Raw genomic sequence first — 18,249 nt, forward strand, 5'->3', positions numbered from 1 at the left:
CCGCGTTTACCTAGGGAAATGCCACCCTCCGCCCGCATTTCCCTAGGGAAATGCGCAGGTCGGGTGGATCAGGCGTCGGCGAAGCCGGGCAGGTGACGCTCCATCGACGCCCGGGCGGGGATCGTGGCCTCGAGCTGGCTGAGGACGCCGGTCGCCCCGACGAAGACGCGGTGGATCATTGCGTACTCGCGCGGCATGTTCAGCCGCAGGCCGGTGGCGAACTCCGGGGCACGCAGGTCGGTGACGCCGCGGGCCGCACCCCGCATCCACTCGCGGGTGAAGGCGTGCTCGGGCTCGCGCAGCGGCTCGACGAAGGGGAGGACGTACGCGAGCACCTCGTGGGCGTCGACCTCGATGCCGGGCAGGACGAAACCCTCGTCGCGCAGCCCGTCGAGGACTCCCTGGGCGTCGCCGTCGAGTGCCCGCCGCACGAGGCGGCCGACGACGTCGGGGATGCCGTCGGGCAGGCGGGCGACCGCGCCGTAGTCGATGACCCCGAGACGACCGTCGGGGGTCAGCCGGAAGTTGCCGGGGTGCGGGTCGGCGTGCAGCAGCCCGACCCGGCCGGGCCCCTCGAGGAGGAACTCGAGGTAGAGCTGCCCGACGCGATCGCGCACGTCCTGGTCGCCGTCGCGGATGACCTGGCCGAGGGAGGCGCCGTCGACCCACTCGCCGACGAGCACGTGCCGGGTCTGCAGGACGACATCGGGCACGGCGACGAAGGGGTCGTCACGGTAGGCCTCGGCGAAGGCCCGCTGGTTGGCCGCCTCGAGCCCGTAGTCGAGCTCTTCGTCGGCAGCGGCGAGCAGCTCGTCGGTCACGGGCTTGATGTCGATCGCCGGCATCCACGTCGTCGCGACGCGGGCGAGCCGCGCGATCTGACGCAGGTCGGAGCGCAGCGCCCGGTCGGCGCCGGGGTACTGCAGCTTCACCGCCACGGTGCGTCCGTCGGCGGCCACCCCGCGGTGCACCTGCCCGATGGAGGCGGCGGCCACAGGCCGGTCCTCGATGCTCACCTCGTCTCGCCAGCGCCGGCCGAGGTCACGCGCGAGGATCTCGTGGACCTCGGCCGTCGACATCGGGGGAGCCGCGTCCTGCAGGCGGACGAGCATCTCGCGGTAGGGCCCGACCATCTCCTCGGGCATCGCGGCCTCGAGCACCGAGAGGGCCTGGCCGACCTTCATCGCGCCGCCCTTGAGCGAGCCGAGCACGGTGAAGAGCTGCTCCGCGGTGCGGCGTTGGATCTCTTCGCTGACGACGTCGGCCGGGGTGCCGGTCAGGCGCCGGCCCACGCCACGGGCGCTGCGCCCGGCATGGCCGAGCGGCAGCGAGGCGAGCCGCGCGGTACGACCGGCGGCTCCACGGGGGATCTGGTTCACCCGGCCATTGTGTCGTCCCGGGCTGGACGGGTGCTGGACCCGGACGTCGGGGGCGTCGTCGTCGCGTCGCCGGCCTCCGGGCGCTCGCCCGACCCGACCACCCCCAGGGTCGGCTCGGCCTCGTCGGCCGGCGTGACCTCGTCGCCGCACTCGGGGCAGCGGGGGTGTGCCGGCCAGCGGTGACGCTCGAGGGTGGGCCCGGGCATCGCCACCTCGAAGGACCACTCTGGTGTCCCGAGCCGTCTGGCGACGTGGTCGAGCACGAGTGCGGTCGTCAGGCCGGCAGCGAGCAGGCGGACGGCGGGCAGGCCGTCGGCCGGCTCGGGACCCGCGACCCGGGGGCGGGTGAGCTGAGCTCGCAGGTAGGGCCAGTCGGGGTCGACCCCGACTCGGGTGAGGTCCAGGCAGTGCAGGCAGGGGCGACCTCCGGGGCTGATCACTGGGCCGATGCTCGCGTGGGCGGGCTGGCACCACAGCGGCAGCACCGGGGTGCCGACGGCGAGCCAGGGGTGCACCGCAGCGGGGTCGGCAGGTGCGGGGCTGGCGACGACGGCAAGGTCCCGGGGACCCCCTTCGCCACCGGGGCGCACCCGGGTGACCTCGACCTGCCCGCCCTGCCGCAGGACGTCGGCGAGCAGGGCGGGCAGGGCGCCGGACCCGACGATCGCCACGCGGGGCAGCCCGGTGTCGGCGACCGGTGCGAGGAGCCCGGAGGCCACGAGCTGGTCGAGGACGAGGGTGGCTCGTGCCGGCTCGATGCTCTCGAGGGCGGCGGCGGTGACGGCTTCGGTGAGAGCCCGGTCGGGGTCGAGTGTGCTGAGCCAGCGCACCTCGGCGTCGGCGAGGCCGACCAGACGCAGAGACCGCGGACCGACGCCCAGCTGGACGCTCCCGTCGGGCCGGCGAAGGGGGCGCAGCGCCGCCCCGCGTGGTGGGTGGGGAGGTGGGTGCATCGCCGCTCGCTCGTTCGCTCGGTGGGGGTGGGGACCACCTTGGCGCAGATCGTGGCGACGGCTGCGGCGTCATCCACAGGCCCTCCCGACGTGCGCATTTCCCTAGGGAAATGCGCAGGGTGGCGGTGATGTGCCTAGGCAGATGCGGCGAGCAGCTCGCGGATCGAGGCGTCGAGGTCGGGCGGCAGGGCGTCGACGGGCCACCAGGCGACGTCCAAAGACTCCTCGGAGACGATCGGCTCGCTGCCGGCGGCGGCCACCGCCACCCAACGCACGTCGAGGTGCTCGGTGCAGCGGGTGAAGCCCGAGCCGAGCGCGTGCCGGTCGAGCTGCGCCGGCCCGGGGAGCAGGGTCAGCGCGCCGGCGGGCAGGCCCGACTCCTCGACCGCTTCGCGGAGCGCGGCCTCGGCGACGCTCGCGTCGTCGGCCTCGATGTGCCCGCCGAACTGCAGCCAGCGCCCCACCTTGCGGTGCAGCGTGAGCAGGACCCGCTCGCGGGGTTCGTCGACGACGAGGCAGGAGGCGGTGAAGTGCGCCGGCGGGCCCGCCTTGGCGCTCGCCTGCTCGTGCGCGTCGAGGTGCGCGAGGTAGTCGCGTCGCAGCGCCTCCTGCTCCGCCGTGGGCGCGACCCAGCCCGACAGCAGCTCGCGCAGGTCAGCGTCGAGGTGCGCGTGCGTCGTCACTGGCCGTCGGGGGAGGCGCCGGATCCGCCTGCGGCAGAGCCCCCTTCGTCAGCCTCGCGCAGGATCGACTCGAGCGCTGCGTCCAGGTCGTCGCTCGCGGACGAGCCCCCGGCGGCGGTGCGCTCGACGAAGCCGAGGACGTCGTCGAGGTCTGCGCCCGTCGGCGCGACGTCCGGGTGGGCCCACACGCCGTCGCGGCCGGTGGCCCCGACGCGCTCCTCGAGCGCGGCGAAGATGTTGGCCGCGTCGCGCAGCCGTCGCGGGCGCAGCTCGAGGCCGACGAGCCCGGCGAAGGTCTTTTCGGCCGGTCCGCCCGTGGCGCGCCGGCGGCGGATCGTCTCCGTCATCGCGGCCGTGTGCGGCAGGTGCGCGTCGGTCGCGCGGGCGGCCACGTGCTCGACCCAGCCCTCGACGAGAGCCAGCCAGGTCTCGAGCTGGACGAGCGCCTGCTCCTGCGCGGCCGTCGGGCTCGGGTTGAGGAAGCCGCCGGTCAGCGCCTCCTGCAGCGCCACCGGGTCGGAGGGGTCGACCTCGCGGACCGCCGCGTCGATCGCGTCGGTGTCGATCGCGATGCCCCGCGCGTAGGCCTGCACGGCCGCGAGGATCTGCGGACCGATCCACGGCACCGCGGTGAAGAGACGCATCCGCGCCGCCTCCCGGGCCGCGAGGTGCAGCCACACCTCGTCGAGCGAGACCTCCAGCCCCTCGGCGAAGGCCGCGACATTGCCCGGCAGCAGCCCCACCTGCGTCGTGAGCAGCGGGACGCCGGCCTCCGTCGCGGTCAGGGTGTCCGCCGACAGCGCCCCGACCGCCTCGGCCGTCTGCGCCGTCATCAGCTGCGAGGCCATCGTGTCGACGAAGGGAGCGAGCTGCTGCTGGAGTGCGGACAGGTCCATGCCCGCCGGCAGCCCCAGCGCCTGCAGGTCGGGGGCGCCGGGCTCGTCGAGTCGCGAGGTCATCGACGTGCGGATCGCGCCGGACAGCCCGTCGGCGACCGGGTCGACAAGCGAGGCCCACACGGGCATCGTCGCCTCGATCCAGTCGGTGCGCGAGAGGGCGGCCCCGGTGAGGGCGGGCGCCTCCAGGTCCGTCACCTGGTCGAGCCACAGCGAGGCGACCCGCACCGCTTGGTCGGCCAGACCGTGCTCGCGCTCGCCCATCGTGCGGTCGCCCGCCCCGTCGTCACCCTCGGCGACCTTGCGGGCGGCGGTCACCGCGGAGGTGACGTCCACTCCCTTCGACATGGCGCCGGGGGTGAACATCGCCTTGACCTGCGAGGTCATGGCGGCCACCTGTGCGGGGTCGGCGTCGGCGATCCCCATCGCGCGCAGCTGCTCGACGAGCTGGGGTGGCAGGTCACGGCCGCCGTTGAGGTCCCGGAAGATCCGCATGATCTCCGGGGGCAGCCCGTCGTCCCCGGGGGAACCGGATGGGGTGCTGGGGTCGTTGCTCACGTCGGCGTCTCGTCTCTTCCTGAGAGGATGTGCTGTCCTTCAACCCAACCACGAGCGGTCCCGGATGGTTCCCACCCGGGCCAGGAGGTCCCGTGACCCACCCGGTCCAGCCGGTCAAGAGCACCGTCCCGCGCAGCGAACGCATCGCCCGGTGGATCCTCGTGGTCTCCTTCCTGCTGCTCATCGTCGTCCTCGCGGGCATGCTCATCAAGGTGCCGTACGCGGTGGAGCGGCCCGGCCCGGTCACCGACACCCTCGGCACGCTCGACGACGGGTCCTCGCTCGTCGCGGTCAAGGGCGCGAAGACCTACCCGACGGAGGGGTCGCTGTACTTCACGACCGTCCGCGTGGTCGGTGGGCCCGAGCGGCACATCAGCGGCTGGGAGTGGGTCATGGGCCACCTCGACGACGACTCGCGGGTGGTGCCGGAGGAGCAGCTCTTCCCGGCCGACACCTCCGAGGAGGAGATCGAGGAGATGAATGCCGCCCAGATGCAGGGCTCGCAGAAGAACTCGATCGCCGTCGGCCTGCGCAGCACCGGCGCCACGGTGCCCCAGGTCAACGTCGTCGGCTCGATCGCGACGAAGCTGCCGGCCAAGGGCAAGCTCGAGCTCGAGGACGAGATCGTCTCCGTCGACGGCAGCCGCACCCGCACCGTCGCCGACATCGTCGACGAGATCTCCGACCGTTCACCCGGTGACGACGTCGAGATCGTCGTGCGCCGCGACGGCAGGCTGCGGACCGTGAAGCTCACGACGGCCGACCTCGGGGGTGGCCGCGCTGGGGTCGGCATCGGCGTGGAGCCGCAGTACGACTACCCGGTCGAGGTGCGCATCGACGCCGGCCGGGTCGGCGGGCCGAGCGCCGGCATGATGTTTGCGCTCGCCGTCCGCGACCGCCTCACCCCGGGCGCGATGACCGGTGGCCAGCGCATCGCCGGCACCGGCACGATCGACGATGCCGGGGTGGTCGGCCCGATCGGCGGCATCGCGCAGAAGATGGTCGGCGCCCACGACGCCGGCGCGCGGTGGTTCCTCGCGCCGGAGAGCAACTGCGGTGACGTCGTCGGCCACGTGCCGGAGGGCTTGACGGTGGTGCCGGTGGGTGACTTCGACGACGCCACGGAGGCCGTCGACGACATCGCGAAGGGGGAGACCGCGGACTTCGCCACGTGCGAGGACGTGGTCGCGCGCTGACCCGGCCCGCCCCCTTCGTGCTATCTGCCTAGGCGAATCCGGACCCCGGCGCATTTCCCTAGGCAAATACGGACCCCGGCGCATTTCCCTAGGGAAATGTGGACCCCTTGCGCATCTCCCTAGGCAAATGCGGTCTTCCGGGCGCCTGTGCCGAGAGAGATAAGCAGGTCAGTCCTCGAGGGTCGCGCGCAGCGCGTGGACGAGGCCGGGGGCGATGTCCTCTCCCTTCGCCACGCGGTCGTCGCGGTCGTTGGCCCGCTGACGCAGCAGGCACACCGCGCGGCCGTCGCGATGGACCGCGACGAGCAGGCGCACGTCCTCGCGCTGCGGGTGCTCGGCCAGGGCGTCGACGGCAGCAGTCGGGTCCTGCGGCAGGTCGCGCTCGGCGCCCGGCGGGATGACGATGCGCTCGACGGCGAGGGCGACGCCGTGCACGGTGTCGGGCCAGGCCATCCGTCCGAGCAGCGACTCGAGGTTGGCGGTGCGCGGCAGGTCCTCCTGCTCGATGGCGGTGAGCGCGCCGGGAGCGCGGTCGGCGTCGCCGGTCAGCGAGGCGGCGAGCGCCGGCTCGGCCGCGATGAGCGCGGCGGTGTCGACGAGCGCGAAGACGCGCGGGTTCTGGTCCCACCCCGCCGAGGCGACGTGACGCTCGGTCTCGAGCGCGGCGACCTCGAGGGGCTCCGCCGTGGGGACGCTGTCGGGGGTGCTGGTGGATGACGAGTCGGGCACGATGCCCATGCTGCCCTATGGCGCCTCAGGTGCGCTGGGTACCGTGGCCCCACCATGAGCAGCGCGAGTTGGCCGGATGACGAAGGGGGCGCGCCGCCGCCCCGGGACGAGGGTCCGCCCTCCCGACGTGTGCCGCGGGGGCGGGTCGGCAAGGTGGCCTTCGTCGTCGCCGCGGTCCTGCTGCTGCTCAGCCTGGCGGCGAGCCTGTGGACCGAGTCGTTGTGGTTCAGCTCCCTCGGCTACTCCGACATGTGGTGGACGCGCCTGCGCACGCAGGTCCTGCTCTTCGTCCTCGGCGGGCTGATCACCGCGCTGCCCATCGGGCTCAGCCTGTGGCTGGCCCACCGCACGCGCCCGATGTCGGTGCCGATGACGCCGGGGGAGCAGGCGCTCGCGCAGTACCGGCGCGCCATCGAGCCCTTCCGCAAGGTGGCGGCCATCGCCCTCCCCGCGGTGCTCGGCGTGCTCGGCGGGCTGGCTGCCGCCGGCCAGTGGCAGACCTGGCTGCTGTGGCGCAATGGCTCGAGCACGGGCACGACCGACGCGGAGTTCGGTCGCGACATCAGCTACTACCTCTTCGCGCTGCCGTGGTGGAGCTTCGTCGTCGGCTTCCTCACCGTGGCCGCGCTCGGGGCCCTCTTCGCGGCGGTCTTCACCCACTACGTCTACGGCGGCATCGTGCCGCCCGGTCGGGGTCGGTCCACGCGCGTGGCCTTCCTCCACCTCGCGGTCATCGCCGCGGTCCTCGCCCTGCTGCGGGCGTGGAGCTACGTGCTCAGCGCGCACTCGCTGACGACGCAGGAAAACGAGGTCCTCACCGGTGTCGGCTACACGGGCGCGCACGCGCTCGTGCCGACGAAGTACATCCTCGCGGTCGCCGCGGCGATGTGCGCCGGGCTCTTCCTCGCGTCGGTGCGCTCGCGCTCGTGGCGCCTGCCGCTCATCGCCGTCGCGACCCTCGTCGTCCTGTCGGTCGTCGTCGGCTCGATCTACCCGGCGCTCGTCGAGACCTACAAGGTCAGCCCCTCGCGCAACTCGCTCGAGGAGCCCTATCTGCAGCGCAACATCGACGCCACGCGCGCGGCGCACGGGGTGACGGGGGTCAAGACCGACAGCTATGACGCGGTCTCCGACGTCGAGTCGGGGCAGCTGCGCGAGGACGCCGCGTCGATCCCGGGCATCCGGCTGCTGGACCCGGCCGTCGTGAGCACGACCTACCAGGAGCTGCAGGCGCAGCAGCCCTACTACACCTTCCAGGACGAGCTGGACGTCGACCGCTACGACATCGACGGCGAGACCGTCGACGTCGTCGTCGGTGCCCGCGAGCTCGACCTCGACAAGGTGCCGGCGGACCGCCGCGACTGGGTCAACGACCACACCGTCTACACCCACGGCTACGGGCTGGTCATGGCCCGCGGCACGCAGGCCCGGGCGGGCAACCCGCAGTGGATCACCCCGGAGGACGAGCTCGGCGAGTACGAGCCGCGGATCTACTTCGGCGAGGAGATGGACCACTTCTCGATCGTCGGGCAGGGCGACACGACGACCCCGCGCGAGATCGACCAGCCGACCGGCGGCGAGGAGTCGCGCTACACCTACCAGGGCGAAGGGGGAGTGGCGATCGGTTCGCGGATGCGCCAGGCCGCCTACGCCGTGACCCACCGGGACCTGAAGTTCCTCCTCTCCGATGCGGTCGGGTCGGACTCGCGGCTGCTCGAGCACCGCACCCCGTCGGAGCGGGTGCGGCGGGTCGCGCCGTGGCTGACGCTCGACGACGACGTCTACCCGACGGTCGTCGACGGGCGGATCCAGTGGGTGGTCGACGGCTACACGACGTCGCAGAACTACCCCTACAGCACCGCCTTCTCGATGTCGGGCGTGCAGTCGGGCCAGGTGTCGTCGGTGCAGACCCAGCAGGCGAGCTCGCTCGTCGGCGACCGCATCAACTACATGCGCAACTCGGTCAAGGCAACCGTCGACGCCTACGACGGCACGGTCAAGCTCTACACGTGGGACGAGAGCGACCCGATCGTCAGCGCGTGGGACAAGGCCTTCCCCGGGCTGCTCACGCCGAAGGAGGAGATCAGCGGCGATCTCATGTCGCACCTGCGCTACCCGGAGGACCTCTTCCGGATGCAGCGCGCGGTGCTCGCCGACTACCACGTGACGTCGGCGGCGGACTTCCGCGCCGGCCAGGACCGCTGGCGGGTGCCGGACGACCCGTCGCGGGGCAACGACGGGGTCGCCCAGCCGCCGTACTTCCTGTCGCTCGCGATGCCCGACCAGGAGCAGCCGGCGTGGTCGCTCACCTCGACGTACATCCCCCGGGGCACGCGCAACGTCATGGCCGGGTACCTCGCGGTGGACGCCGACGCGGGGTCGGTGAAGGGCACACCCGCCTCGGACTACGGCCAGCTGCGCCTGCTGTCGGTGCCGCGCAACACCACGGTGCCGGGTGTCGGTCAGGTGCAAAACGACATCGTCTCGTCCAACGCGACCTCGGGTGACGGCAGCCAGACGCTGACCGACTACCTCAACAACGCCAACCGTGGCGGGTCGCAGGTCTCCTACGGCAACCAGCTGGCGCTGCCGGTCGGCGAGGGCTTCCTCCACGTCGAGCCGATCTACCTGTCGTCGGCGTCGGGGACGAGCTATCCGCAGCTGCGGATCGTCATCGTCACCTTCGGTGGCAAGGTCGCCTGGGCGCAGGACCTCGAGACGGCGCTCGACGAGCTCTTCGGCGGGGACGCCGGTGTGACGGCCGAGGGCAAGCCGAGCGGCGAGCCGACGAAGAAGCCCGAGGAGCCCGATGAGCCCAAGAACCTCTCGGCCGACGACAAGAAGCTGCGCCAGGCGATCGCCGGGATGCAGAAGGCCTACAAGGACGGTCAGGACGCCCTGAAGAAGGGCGACTTCGCCGCCTACGACGAGGCCCAGAAGGAGCTGAAGAAGCAGCTCGAGGAGGCTGCCAAGGTGCAGCCGGGAGGGGGCTCGGCCGACCTCGACGCGGGCTGATTTGGTCCTCCCCGTGCGTTCACGTAGAGTTAATGACGCAACGACGCGGGGTGGAGCAGTTCGGTAGCTCGCCGGGCTCATAACCCGGAGGTCGCAGGTTCAAATCCTGCCCCCGCTACCACTCCGAGAGGCCCCCGACCATCTGGTCGGGGGCCTCTTGCATGTCAGGATCCCTTCGAGATGGCCGCGGGTTGCCTCCTCAGGGATCGGGGTGGTGGCCAGCTGGGAGCCCGGCGTCGTTGGTGGCGCGTGGTCCCCCCTCTCCGGGCAACCAGGTGACATCAACGACGCCAGGTGACCTCAATGACGCCGGGCAGCGCTGGAGCCGCGGGGGATCACGGTCGGGTCACCCGTGGCGGGGCTGCGCCGAGTGTTCACCTTGGTGGGGGATCCTGCCCTCCGTGACGCCCCCTTCGCCCCTGCTGCCTGCGCTCCTCGCGGGTGATCGCGCGCCCGCCCCGCGCACCCTCGTCGACATCTTCACCGCGGTCGTGGCCGCCCACCCGGACGCGCCGGCCGTCGACAGCGGGCAGGAGATGCTCACCTACAGCGAGCTGGCGGAGGCTGCCTCGGCGCTCGCCGAGCAGCTCGCCGAGCTCGGCATCGGGCCGGGGGACAAGGTCGGGGTGCGCATCCGCTCCGGCTCGACCGACCTCTACGTCGCCATCATCGGCATCATCCTGGCCGGCGCCGCGTACGTCCCCGTCGACGCGGAGGACCCCGACGAGCGGGCCCGGGTGGTCTTCGAGGAGTCGGCCGCCGCGGCCGTCGTCGGCAACGACCTCGTCATCTCGACCACCCCTGTGGGACAAGGGCGCTCGTCGATCAAGCCGTCGTCGCCCACGACCGAGGACGACGTCTGGGTGATCTTCACCTCCGGCTCCACCGGCAAGCCGAAGGGCGTGGCCGTCACCCACCGCAACGCGGCCGCCTTCGTCGACGCCGAGTCGCAGATGTTCCTCGTCGACGACCCGATCGGCCCGGGGGACCGGGTCATGGCCGGCCTGTCCGTGGCCTTCGACGCCAGCTGCGAGGAGATGTGGCTCGCGTGGGCCTACGGCGCGTGCCTCGTGCCGGCCCCGCGCTCGCTCGTCCGCTCCGGCGTCGACGTCGGGCCGTGGCTGGTGGCCAACGAGATCACCATCGTCTCGACGGTGCCGACTCTCGTGTCGCTGTGGCCGCCGAGCTCGCTCGAGCGGGTGCGCCTGCTCATCATGGGCGGCGAGGCCTGCCCGCCCGAGCTGGCCGCCCGCCTCCAGTCGCCCGGGCGCGAGGTGTGGAACACCTACGGCCCCACCGAGGCCACCGTCGTCGCGTGCGGCGCCATGCTCGACGGCACCGACCCGGTCCGCATCGGGCTGCCGCTCGCCGGCTGGGACCTCGCGGTCGTCGACAAGGAGGGCCACCCGGTCGCGGAGGGCGAGTCCGGCGAGCTGATCATCGGCGGCGTCGGTCTGGCCCGCTACCTCGACCCCGCCAAGGACGCGGAGAAGTACGCGCCCATGCCCACCCTCGGCTGGGAGCGCGCCTACCGCTCCGGCGACGTGGTGCGCAACGACCCCGAGGGTCTCGTCTTCGCCGGTCGCGCCGACGACCAGATCAAGCTCGGCGGGCGACGGATCGAGCTCGGCGAGATCGACGAGCAGCTGCTGCGGGTGCCCGGCGTCGTCTCCGCCGCGGCGGCGGTCCGCTCGACCCAGGCGGGCAACAAGCTGCTCGTCGGCTACCTGACGACCGACGAGCGCTACGACGCCGCCCACGCCCGCGACCTGCTGCGCGAGCGCATGCCCGCGGCCCTCGTGCCGCGCCTCGCCGTCGTCGACGAGCTGCCGACGCGCACGTCGGGCAAGGTCGACCGCGACGCCCTGCCGTGGCCCCTGCCCACCTCGACCGACACCCCGGCGAAGGGAGAGCTCGGCGAGACCGCGCAGTGGATCGCGGCGATCTGGGCCGAGATCATCGGCGCGGACGTGGGCGACCCGAGCGACGACTTCTTCGACCTCGGCGGTGGGTCGCTCACCGCCGCGCAGGTGGTGAGCCGCCTGCGGGAGAAGAACCCCGAGACGACCGTCGGTGACCTCTACGCCCACCCGAGCCTCGGCGACCTCGCCGCCTGGCTCGACGCATCGTCGGCTGCGTCGACGATGGTGCGGACCAACCGCAAGGTGCGCCCGATCCGCACGAAGACCCAGGTGGCGCAGCTCGTCGGGATGATCCCCCTTCGTGCCCTCGCCGGCATGCGCTGGCTGGCGTGGCTCGTGCTCGGCACGACGATCGCCCACCCGGCCCTGCCGTGGCTGCCGACCTACCCGCTGTGGCTCGTCGCGCTGCTCGCCGTGGTCTTCATCGCCGCGCCGGGCCGCATGGCGCTCGCCGCGCTCATCGCCCGGGTCCTGCTGCGCGGCGTCGAGCCCGGCTCGCACCCGCGCGGCGGCAAGGCCCACCTGCGGCTGTGGCTGGCCGCCCGCACCCAGGACGAGCTCGCCGCGGCGGCGCTCTCGGGCGCCGTCTGGTTTCGTTGGTACGCAAGGCTGCTCGGCGCCAAGATCGGCGAAGGGGTGGACCTGCACGCCCTGCCTCCGGTCACCGGATGGCTCGACGTCGGGGCGGGGGCCGCGATCGAGCCCGAGGTGGACCTGCTCGGCTACTGGATCGACGGCGACCTCGTGCACGTTGGCCCGATCAGCATCGGCGCCAAGGCCCGCATCGGCGCCCGCAGCACCCTCTCGCCGGGTGCGGTCGTCGGTCGCGGCGCCGAGGTCGCACCGGGCTCGCACGTGCTCGGCACGGTGACCGCGGGGGAGGCCTGGTCCGGCTCGCCCGCCGAGCGCCGGGCGCCCGCCCGGGGCCCGTGGTCGAGCCAGGAGGCACCCGCGCCGCGTCGGTGGCTCGTCGGCATGGGGGTCGTCGCCGTGCTCGTCGCCAGCCTGCCGGGCATCGCCACCCTCGCGGGGGCGGCCGTCCTGTGGCCGGCGCTCTCCGGCGCCGACTCGCTCGGCGAGGCCGTGCGGGCCGCGCTGCCGTGGCTGCCGCTGGCCGCCCTCGTCGGCTACCTCACCCTCGCCCTCCTCGTCATCGGGCTCACCCGACTGCTCGCGACCCGGATCGAGCCGGGGCACTTCCCCGTCCGCTCGGCCGAGGGACTGTCGATCCTCTACACGGTGCGCCTGCTCGACCACGCCCGCGACTGGCTCTTCCCCATCTACTCCAGCGCCTTCACCCCGACCTGGCTGCGGCTGCTCGGCGCCCGCGTCGGTGAAGGCGTCGAGGCCTCCACGGTCCTGCTCATCCCCAAGCTGGTGAGGGTCAACGACCACGCCTTCCTCGCCGACGACACCCTCGTCGGGTCCTACGAGCTCGGTGGCGGCTGGATCCGCGTCGAGCGGGTCAAGGTCGGCAAGCGGGCCTTCGTCGGCAACTCGGGCATGCTCGCCCCCGGCCGGCGGGTGCCCAAGCGCTCGCTCGTCGCCGTGCTCTCCGCGGCGCCGCAGCGGGGCAAGGCCAAGGCCGGCGACTCCTACATCGGCTCGCCCCCGCGCAAGCTGCGCCGCACCGCGGACGACATGGACTCCAGCCGCACCTACGACCCGCCGACCCGGCTCAAGGTGCTGCGCTCGCTCGTCGAGATCTGCCGCGTCGTGCCCCTGCTGTGCGGCGTGGCCCTGCACCTCGCCGTCGGGCTGACCCTGCTCGCCCTGCTCGACCGGTCGGTCTGGGCCGCGGTGCTCCTCGCCGGCCCCGTGCTCCTCGTCGCCGGGCACCTCGCGGCAGGCCTCACCCTCGTCGCCAAGTGGGTCCTCGTCGGCCGCCACCGCGAGGGCGACCACGAGCTGTGGACCTCCTTCGTGTGGCGCAACGAGCTCGCCGACACCTTCACCGAGGTGCTCGCCGCGCCGTGGTTCGCCCAGATCACCGTCGGCACGCCCGCGCTCAACGCCTGGCTGCGCCTCATGGGCAGCCGGATCGGCGAAGGGGTCTGGTGCGACACCTACTGGCTGCCCGAGAGCGACCTCGTCGAGCTCGGCGACGGCGCCACCGTCAACCACGGCTGCGTCGTGCAGACCCACCTGTTCCACGACCGGGTCCTCCAGATGGACCGCGTCGTGCTGGGCGCGGGCGCGACCCTCGGCCCCAACAGCGTCATCCTCCCTTCGTCCAGCCTCGGCCGGGATGCGACGGTCGGACCCGTCTCCCTCGTCATGCGCGGCGAGGGCGTACCGTCACGCACGCGGTGGATCGGCAACCCCATCGGTCCCTGGGAGGAAGAGGAAGCGTGAGGCGCAAGGGCACGGACGACTACGTCCCCGGGCACGGGGACGCCCGCTACGACGTCGAGCACTACGACCTGGTGCTCGACTACAAGGTCGCGGGCAACCGCCTCTCCGGGGTGGCGACGCTGCGCTGCCACGCGCTCGAGGAGGTCAGCAAGGTCGACCTCGACCTGCACGGGCTGAACGTCGCGCGCGTCCAGGTCGACGGGAGCAACGTCAAGTACACGCACCGCTTCGACACGCTCACGGTGACGCTCGGCGAGACACTGCCCGCCGGAGCGGACGTCGAGATCACGGTCAAGTACGCCGGCACGCCCCAGCAGATCCGCAGCCGCAAGCTCGGCGAGGCCGGCTGGGAGGAGCTCGAGGACGGCGTGCTCGTCGCCGCCCAGCCGCACGGCTCCCCGTCGTGGTTCCCGTGCAACGACCGCCCGGACAACAAGGCGACCTACGAGATCGCCCTCACCGCGCCGAAGGGGTACCACGTCGCCGTCGCCGGCGAGCTCGTCGACCGCAGCGCGAAGGGGAGCAGCGTCACCTGGACGTACCGCCAGGACGCGCCGATGGCGACCTACCTCGCCACCGTGCAGATCGGGCGGTACGAGGTCATCGAGCAGGAGGGCGCACCGGTGCCCGTGCGGGTCATCGCCCCCGTCGACCGGCCCCGTGAGGGCTTCGAGGCGGCCTTTGGCATGCAGCCGCAGATGCTCGGCTTCTACGCGGAGCTCTTCGGCGACTACCCCTTCGCGTCGTACACGGCCGTCATCACCGACGACGACCTCGAGATCCCGCTGGAGTCGCAGGGGCTGTCGACCTTCGGGCGCAACTTCATGCGCGACGACTGGGACTGCATCCGGCTCGTCGCCCACGAGCTGAGCCACCAGTGGTGGGGCAACTCCGTGACCCTCACCGCGTGGCGCGACATCTGGCTGCACGAGGGCTTCGCCTGCTACTCCGAGTGGCTGTGGTCCGAGCGGATCGGGCTGATGACCGTCGGCGAGCGCGCCGACGTCCACCACGAGCGGGTGCGCACCGACGAGGGTCCCGACCTGCTCCTCGCCGACCCGGGCTCCGAGCTGATGTTCGACGACCGGGTCTACAAGCGGGGGGCGCTGCTGCTGCACGCGCTGCGGCACGAGATCGGTGACCGGGCCTTCTTCGAGGTGCTGCAGACGTGGACCGCCGCTCAGCGGCACCGCAACGTCACGACCGCGATGTTCGTCGAGCACGTCGAGAGCGTCACCGGGCAGGACCACAGCGACCTCTTCGAGCAGTGGCTCGACGCCGTCGAGCTGCCGCCGCTACCGGCCTGAGGCCCCTGGGATGACGACGACGCTCGCAACGCACCCCGCCGGCGCGGTCACGTCGACGTGCGCCCAGTCGGCAACCCTGATCCGGCTCATCGGCGTCCGCAGACCGGTGCCGAGCGCCTTGAGCACCGCCTCCTTGCGGCACCACGCGAGCGCACGCTCGCGGGGGCTGTCGGCGCGCTCGTCGGGGTGGAGCACGAGCGCCGGGTCCCACCGGGCGTCGACCGCGGCGACCGACTCGACGTCGATGCCCACGGGGTGCTCCGCCACGACCGTCACGAGGTGCTCCCCGCACCGCGACAGGCTGACGTGCGGGGTGCGCCCGTCGGCCAGGCGGGCCCACGGTCGACCGTGGGCGTCCGAGCCGCAGGCGGGGCAGTGCCGACCGGTGGTGGCGGGGACTCCCTCCGACCAGTGGTGCAGGTGGGCCCGCAGCTCGGCGTCGGTCCCTTCGAGACGCTCGCGGGGCGAGCTCCTCAGGGAGCGTGGGGGGCTGGCGGGCTCGGTCCCTTCGAGACGCTCGCGGGGCGAGCTCCTCAGGGAGCGTGGGGGACTGGCGGGCTCGGTCCCTTCGAGACGCTCGCGGGGCGAGCTCCTCAGGGAACCGTCGTGCCAGGCGATGTCCACGGGTGGAGCGTAGGCGTGCGGGGGGCGGCAGAGGTCCTGAGGGTCTTCCTCGTGCTCGGGCTGACGAGCTTCGGGGGGCCGGTCGCGCACCTGGGGTACTTCCGCGAGGCCTTCGTCGTGCGGCGGCGGTGGCTCACCGAGGAGGCCTACGCCGACCTCGTCGCCCTCTGCCAGTTCCTCCCCGGCCCGGCGTCGAGCCAGGTCGGCATGGCCATCGGCCTGCGACGAGCCGGCCACCTCGGCATGGTGGCGGCCTGGGTGGGCTTCACGCTCCCTTCGGCCCTGCTCATGCTCGGCGCGGCCCTCGGCGCGCAGGCCGCCGGGCTCACCGGTGACGAGGGCTGGCTCCTCGGGCTCAAGGCGGCCGCCGTCGCCGTCGTCGCCCACGCGGTCGTCGGCATGGCCCGCACGCTCGCCACCGGCCTGCGCCGCGCCCTGATCGTCGTCGCCGCCCTGGCCATCGCGCTGCTGCTCCCGACGGCCGTCGGGCAGGTCGGCGCGATCGTCGTCGGCGGGCTCGCCGGGCTGCTGTGGCTGCGCCCCGAGACGACGAAGGGGGACCCCGCCACCCCTCACGTCGGCCGGCGCACCGCCGGCCTCGCCCTCGGGGCCTGGGTGGCCCTGCTCGCGGTGCTCCCGCTGCTCGCGGCCCTCGTCGGCGGTCCCGCGCTCGGGGTCGTCGACGGCTTCTACCGCGCCGGGTCGCTCGTCTTCGGCGGCGGCCACGTCGTGCTGCCGCTGCTCGAGGCCGAGACGGCGGGCTGGGTCGGGCACGGCGACTTCCTCGCCGGGTACGGCGCCGCCCAGGCCGTGCCGGGGCCGCTCTTCACCTTCGCGACCTACCTCGGGGCCCTCGTGCCCGGCCTGCACCCCGCCGTCGGGGCGCTGCTCGCGACCCTGGCGATCTTTGCGCCGTCGGCGCTGCTCGTCCTCGGCGGGCTGCCGCTGTGGGACCGGCTGCGCGCCTCCACCCGGGCTCGACGGGCGCTCGCCGGGGCCGGTGCCGCCGTCGTCGGGCTGCTCGCCGCGGCGCTCTACGACCCGGTCATCACGCAGGGGATCACCGGCCCGTGGAGCATCGTCGTGGCGCTGCTCGCCCTCGCCGCCCTGGCCTCGCAGCGGGTGCCCGCCTGGGCGGTCGTCCTCGGCGCCAGCGTCCTCGGCGCGCTGGTCCTGTAGCAGACCGAGGGCTTCCGGGCGAGCAAAAACCGACACGATTTCACCTTCGACACACACTGGGCCACAATGGAGGACGTGAGCGCTAACTCTGGCAAGCATCGCGTCGTCATCATCGGATCCGGCTTCGGCGGCCTCTTCGCCGCGAAGGCCCTGAGCGGCAAGGACGTCGAGGTCACCCTCATCTCGCGGACCGGCCACCACCTCTTCCAGCCGCTGCTGTACCAGGTGGCGACGGGCATCCTCTCCGAGGGCGACATCGCCCCGGCGACCCGCGACATCCTCGCCCGCGACAAGAACGTGCGCACCATCCTCGGCGACGTCACCGAGATCGACGTCGAGGGCCGCACCGTCACCTCGCACTCGCTGAGCCAGGAGACGGTCACGCCCTACGACAGCCTCATCGTCGCCGCCGGCGCCGGCCAGTCGTACTTCGGCAACGACCACTTCGCCCGCTACGCGCCGGGCATGAAGGACATCGACAACGCGCTCGAGCTGCGGGGGCGCATCTTCGGTGCCTTCGAGCTCGCCGAGACGACGACCGACCCCGAGGACCGCGAGCGGCTGCTCACCTTCGTCGTCGTCGGCGCGGGCCCGACGGGTGTCGAGATGGCCGGCCAGATCGCCGAGCTGTCGCACAAGACGCTCGCGCACGAGTTCCGCCACATCAACCCGCGGGACGCCCGCGTCATCCTGCTCGACGCTGCGCCGCAGGTGCTGCCCTCCTTCGGTGACCGCCTCGGCGGCAAGACCCGCGCCAGCCTCGAGAAGCGCGGCGTCGAGGTCCAGCTCGGCGCCATGGTCACCGAGGTCGACGGCACCGGCATCGAGGTCAAGGACAAGGACGGCACGGTCCGTCGCATCGAGGCCATGACCAAGGTCTGGGCCGCCGGCGTCGCCGCCTCCCCGCTCGGCAAGATGATCGCCGACCAGGCCGGCGCCGAGGTCGACCGCGCCGGGCGCGTCCACGTCGAGGAGGACCTGACCGTCAAGGGGCACCCGGAGATCTTCCTCGTCGGCGACATGATCAACCTCAAGGGCTACCCGGGCGTCGCCCAGCTGGCGATCCAGGGTGGCCGCTACGCGGCCAAGGAGATCCTCGGCCGACTCGAGGGCAAGGAGCCGCAGGCCCCCTTCGTCTACAAGGACAAGGGCTCGATGGCGACGATCTCGAAGTACTCCGCCGTCGCGAGCATCGGCAAGGTCAAGCTCACCGGCTTCATCGCCTGGCTGGCCTGGCTCGCCGTGCACCTCATGGCGATGGTCGGCTTCAAGAACCGCATCTCCACGCTGCTCAACTGGATCATCACCTTCGTCGGCAACAACCGCAACGAGCGAGCCACGACGATCCAGCAGGTCTTCGCGCGGCGGGCCTTCGAGGACCTCGGTCCCAATGCCTACCCCGAGCTGCCGCGGCGCGGCCACGAGGAGCAACGCGACGCGTCGTAGGGTGCCT

The 18,249-nt window shown here is 72.8% G+C and carries 12 protein-coding genes and 1 tRNA gene; 7 read left to right on the forward strand and 6 right to left on the reverse strand.

What is annotated here, in order from left to right:
- Window positions 1–68 precede the first annotated feature (68 nt).
- The 4 genes from AB4Y78_RS07820 to AB4Y78_RS07835 form a co-directional block, all read right to left on the reverse strand.
- Window positions 69–1,379 (reverse strand): ABC1 kinase family protein, encoded by a 1,311-nt coding sequence (locus AB4Y78_RS07820; RefSeq protein ID WP_441713662.1) that lies wholly within the window; start codon window positions 1,377–1,379, stop codon window positions 69–71.
- Complete coding sequence (locus AB4Y78_RS07825) at window positions 1,376–2,332, reverse strand: TOMM precursor leader peptide-binding protein (protein WP_441713663.1); 957 nt, start codon at window positions 2,330–2,332, stop codon at window positions 1,376–1,378. Before AB4Y78_RS07825 ends, AB4Y78_RS07820 begins: the two co-directional genes overlap by 4 nt.
- A gap of 134 nt (window positions 2,333–2,466) precedes the next feature.
- Window positions 2,467–3,015: an NUDIX hydrolase gene (locus tag AB4Y78_RS07830; RefSeq protein ID WP_259908685.1), complete on the reverse strand. Its 549-nt coding sequence runs from the start codon at window positions 3,013–3,015 to the stop codon at window positions 2,467–2,469.
- The gene (locus tag AB4Y78_RS07835) at window positions 3,012–4,469 is read right to left on the reverse strand and encodes a zinc-dependent metalloprotease (RefSeq protein ID WP_265231208.1); all 1,458 of its coding nucleotides are present in this window, start codon (window positions 4,467–4,469) and stop codon (window positions 3,012–3,014) included. The genes AB4Y78_RS07830 and AB4Y78_RS07835 overlap by 4 nt, the downstream gene beginning before the upstream one ends.
- Before the next feature lie 92 nt (window positions 4,470–4,561).
- Between AB4Y78_RS07835 and AB4Y78_RS07840 the strand changes: the two genes are divergently transcribed.
- A complete protein-coding gene (locus AB4Y78_RS07840) occupies window positions 4,562–5,665 on the forward strand; it encodes a YlbL family protein (protein WP_441713665.1) in 1,104 nt (367 codons plus the stop codon).
- 168 nt (window positions 5,666–5,833) lie between these two features.
- Here AB4Y78_RS07840 and AB4Y78_RS07845 read toward each other — a convergent pair whose 3' ends face one another.
- Window positions 5,834–6,403 (reverse strand): PPA1309 family protein, encoded by a 570-nt coding sequence (locus tag AB4Y78_RS07845; RefSeq protein WP_007929889.1) that lies wholly within the window; start codon window positions 6,401–6,403, stop codon window positions 5,834–5,836.
- A gap of 45 nt (window positions 6,404–6,448) precedes the next feature.
- Here AB4Y78_RS07845 and AB4Y78_RS07850 point away from each other — a divergent pair, with 45 nt between their 5' ends.
- The 4 genes from AB4Y78_RS07850 (at window position 6,449) to AB4Y78_RS07865 (ending at window position 14,993) form a co-directional block, all read left to right on the forward strand.
- Entirely contained in the window at window positions 6,449–9,409 is a 2,961-nt protein-coding gene (locus AB4Y78_RS07850) for a UPF0182 family membrane protein (RefSeq protein ID WP_441713666.1), read from the forward strand.
- 44 nt (window positions 9,410–9,453) lie between these two features.
- Window positions 9,454–9,530, forward strand: a tRNA-Met gene (locus AB4Y78_RS07855).
- A gap of 280 nt (window positions 9,531–9,810) precedes the next feature.
- Entirely contained in the window at window positions 9,811–13,686 is a 3,876-nt protein-coding gene (locus tag AB4Y78_RS07860) for a Pls/PosA family non-ribosomal peptide synthetase (protein ID WP_441713667.1), read from the forward strand.
- Window positions 13,683–14,993: a M1 family metallopeptidase gene (locus AB4Y78_RS07865; protein ID WP_441713668.1), complete on the forward strand. Its 1,311-nt coding sequence runs from the start codon at window positions 13,683–13,685 to the stop codon at window positions 14,991–14,993. The genes AB4Y78_RS07860 and AB4Y78_RS07865 overlap by 4 nt, the downstream gene beginning before the upstream one ends.
- Here AB4Y78_RS07865 and AB4Y78_RS07870 read toward each other — a convergent pair.
- Window positions 14,982–15,617, reverse strand: coding sequence for a 4'-phosphopantetheinyl transferase family protein (locus AB4Y78_RS07870; RefSeq protein WP_441713669.1), 636 nt, complete (start codon window positions 15,615–15,617; stop codon window positions 14,982–14,984). The two genes, AB4Y78_RS07865 and AB4Y78_RS07870, sit on opposite strands and share 12 nt — an antisense overlap.
- A 15-nt stretch (window positions 15,618–15,632) precedes the next feature.
- Here AB4Y78_RS07870 and chrA point away from each other — a divergent pair, with 15 nt between their 5' ends.
- Entirely contained in the window at window positions 15,633–16,796 is a 1,164-nt protein-coding gene (gene chrA, locus AB4Y78_RS07875) for a chromate efflux transporter (protein WP_441713670.1), read from the forward strand.
- A 66-nt stretch (window positions 16,797–16,862) separates the two neighbouring features.
- Complete coding sequence (locus AB4Y78_RS07880) at window positions 16,863–18,242, forward strand: NAD(P)/FAD-dependent oxidoreductase (RefSeq protein ID WP_441713671.1); 1,380 nt, start codon at window positions 16,863–16,865, stop codon at window positions 18,240–18,242.
- Window positions 18,243–18,249: the final 7 nt, after the last annotated feature.

It is taken from the genome of Janibacter sp. RAF52, assembly GCF_052114035.1.
Classification (GTDB): domain Bacteria; phylum Actinomycetota; class Actinomycetes; order Actinomycetales; family Dermatophilaceae; genus Janibacter; species Janibacter hoylei.

Bases quoted from the DNA above. Each gene is read 5' to 3' on its own strand.
- AB4Y78_RS07825 (WP_441713663.1), bottom strand. From the start codon at position 2,332: ATGCACCCACCTCCCCACCCACCACGCGGGGCGGCGCTGCGCCCCCTT.
- AB4Y78_RS07845 (WP_007929889.1), bottom strand. From the start codon at position 6,403: ATGGGCATCGTGCCCGACTCGTCATCCACCAGCACCCCCGACAGCGTC.
- AB4Y78_RS07850 (WP_441713666.1), top strand. From the start codon at position 6,449: ATGAGCAGCGCGAGTTGGCCGGATGACGAAGGGGGCGCGCCGCCGCCC.
- AB4Y78_RS07880 (WP_441713671.1), top strand. From the start codon at position 16,863: ATGGAGGACGTGAGCGCTAACTCTGGCAAGCATCGCGTCGTCATCATC.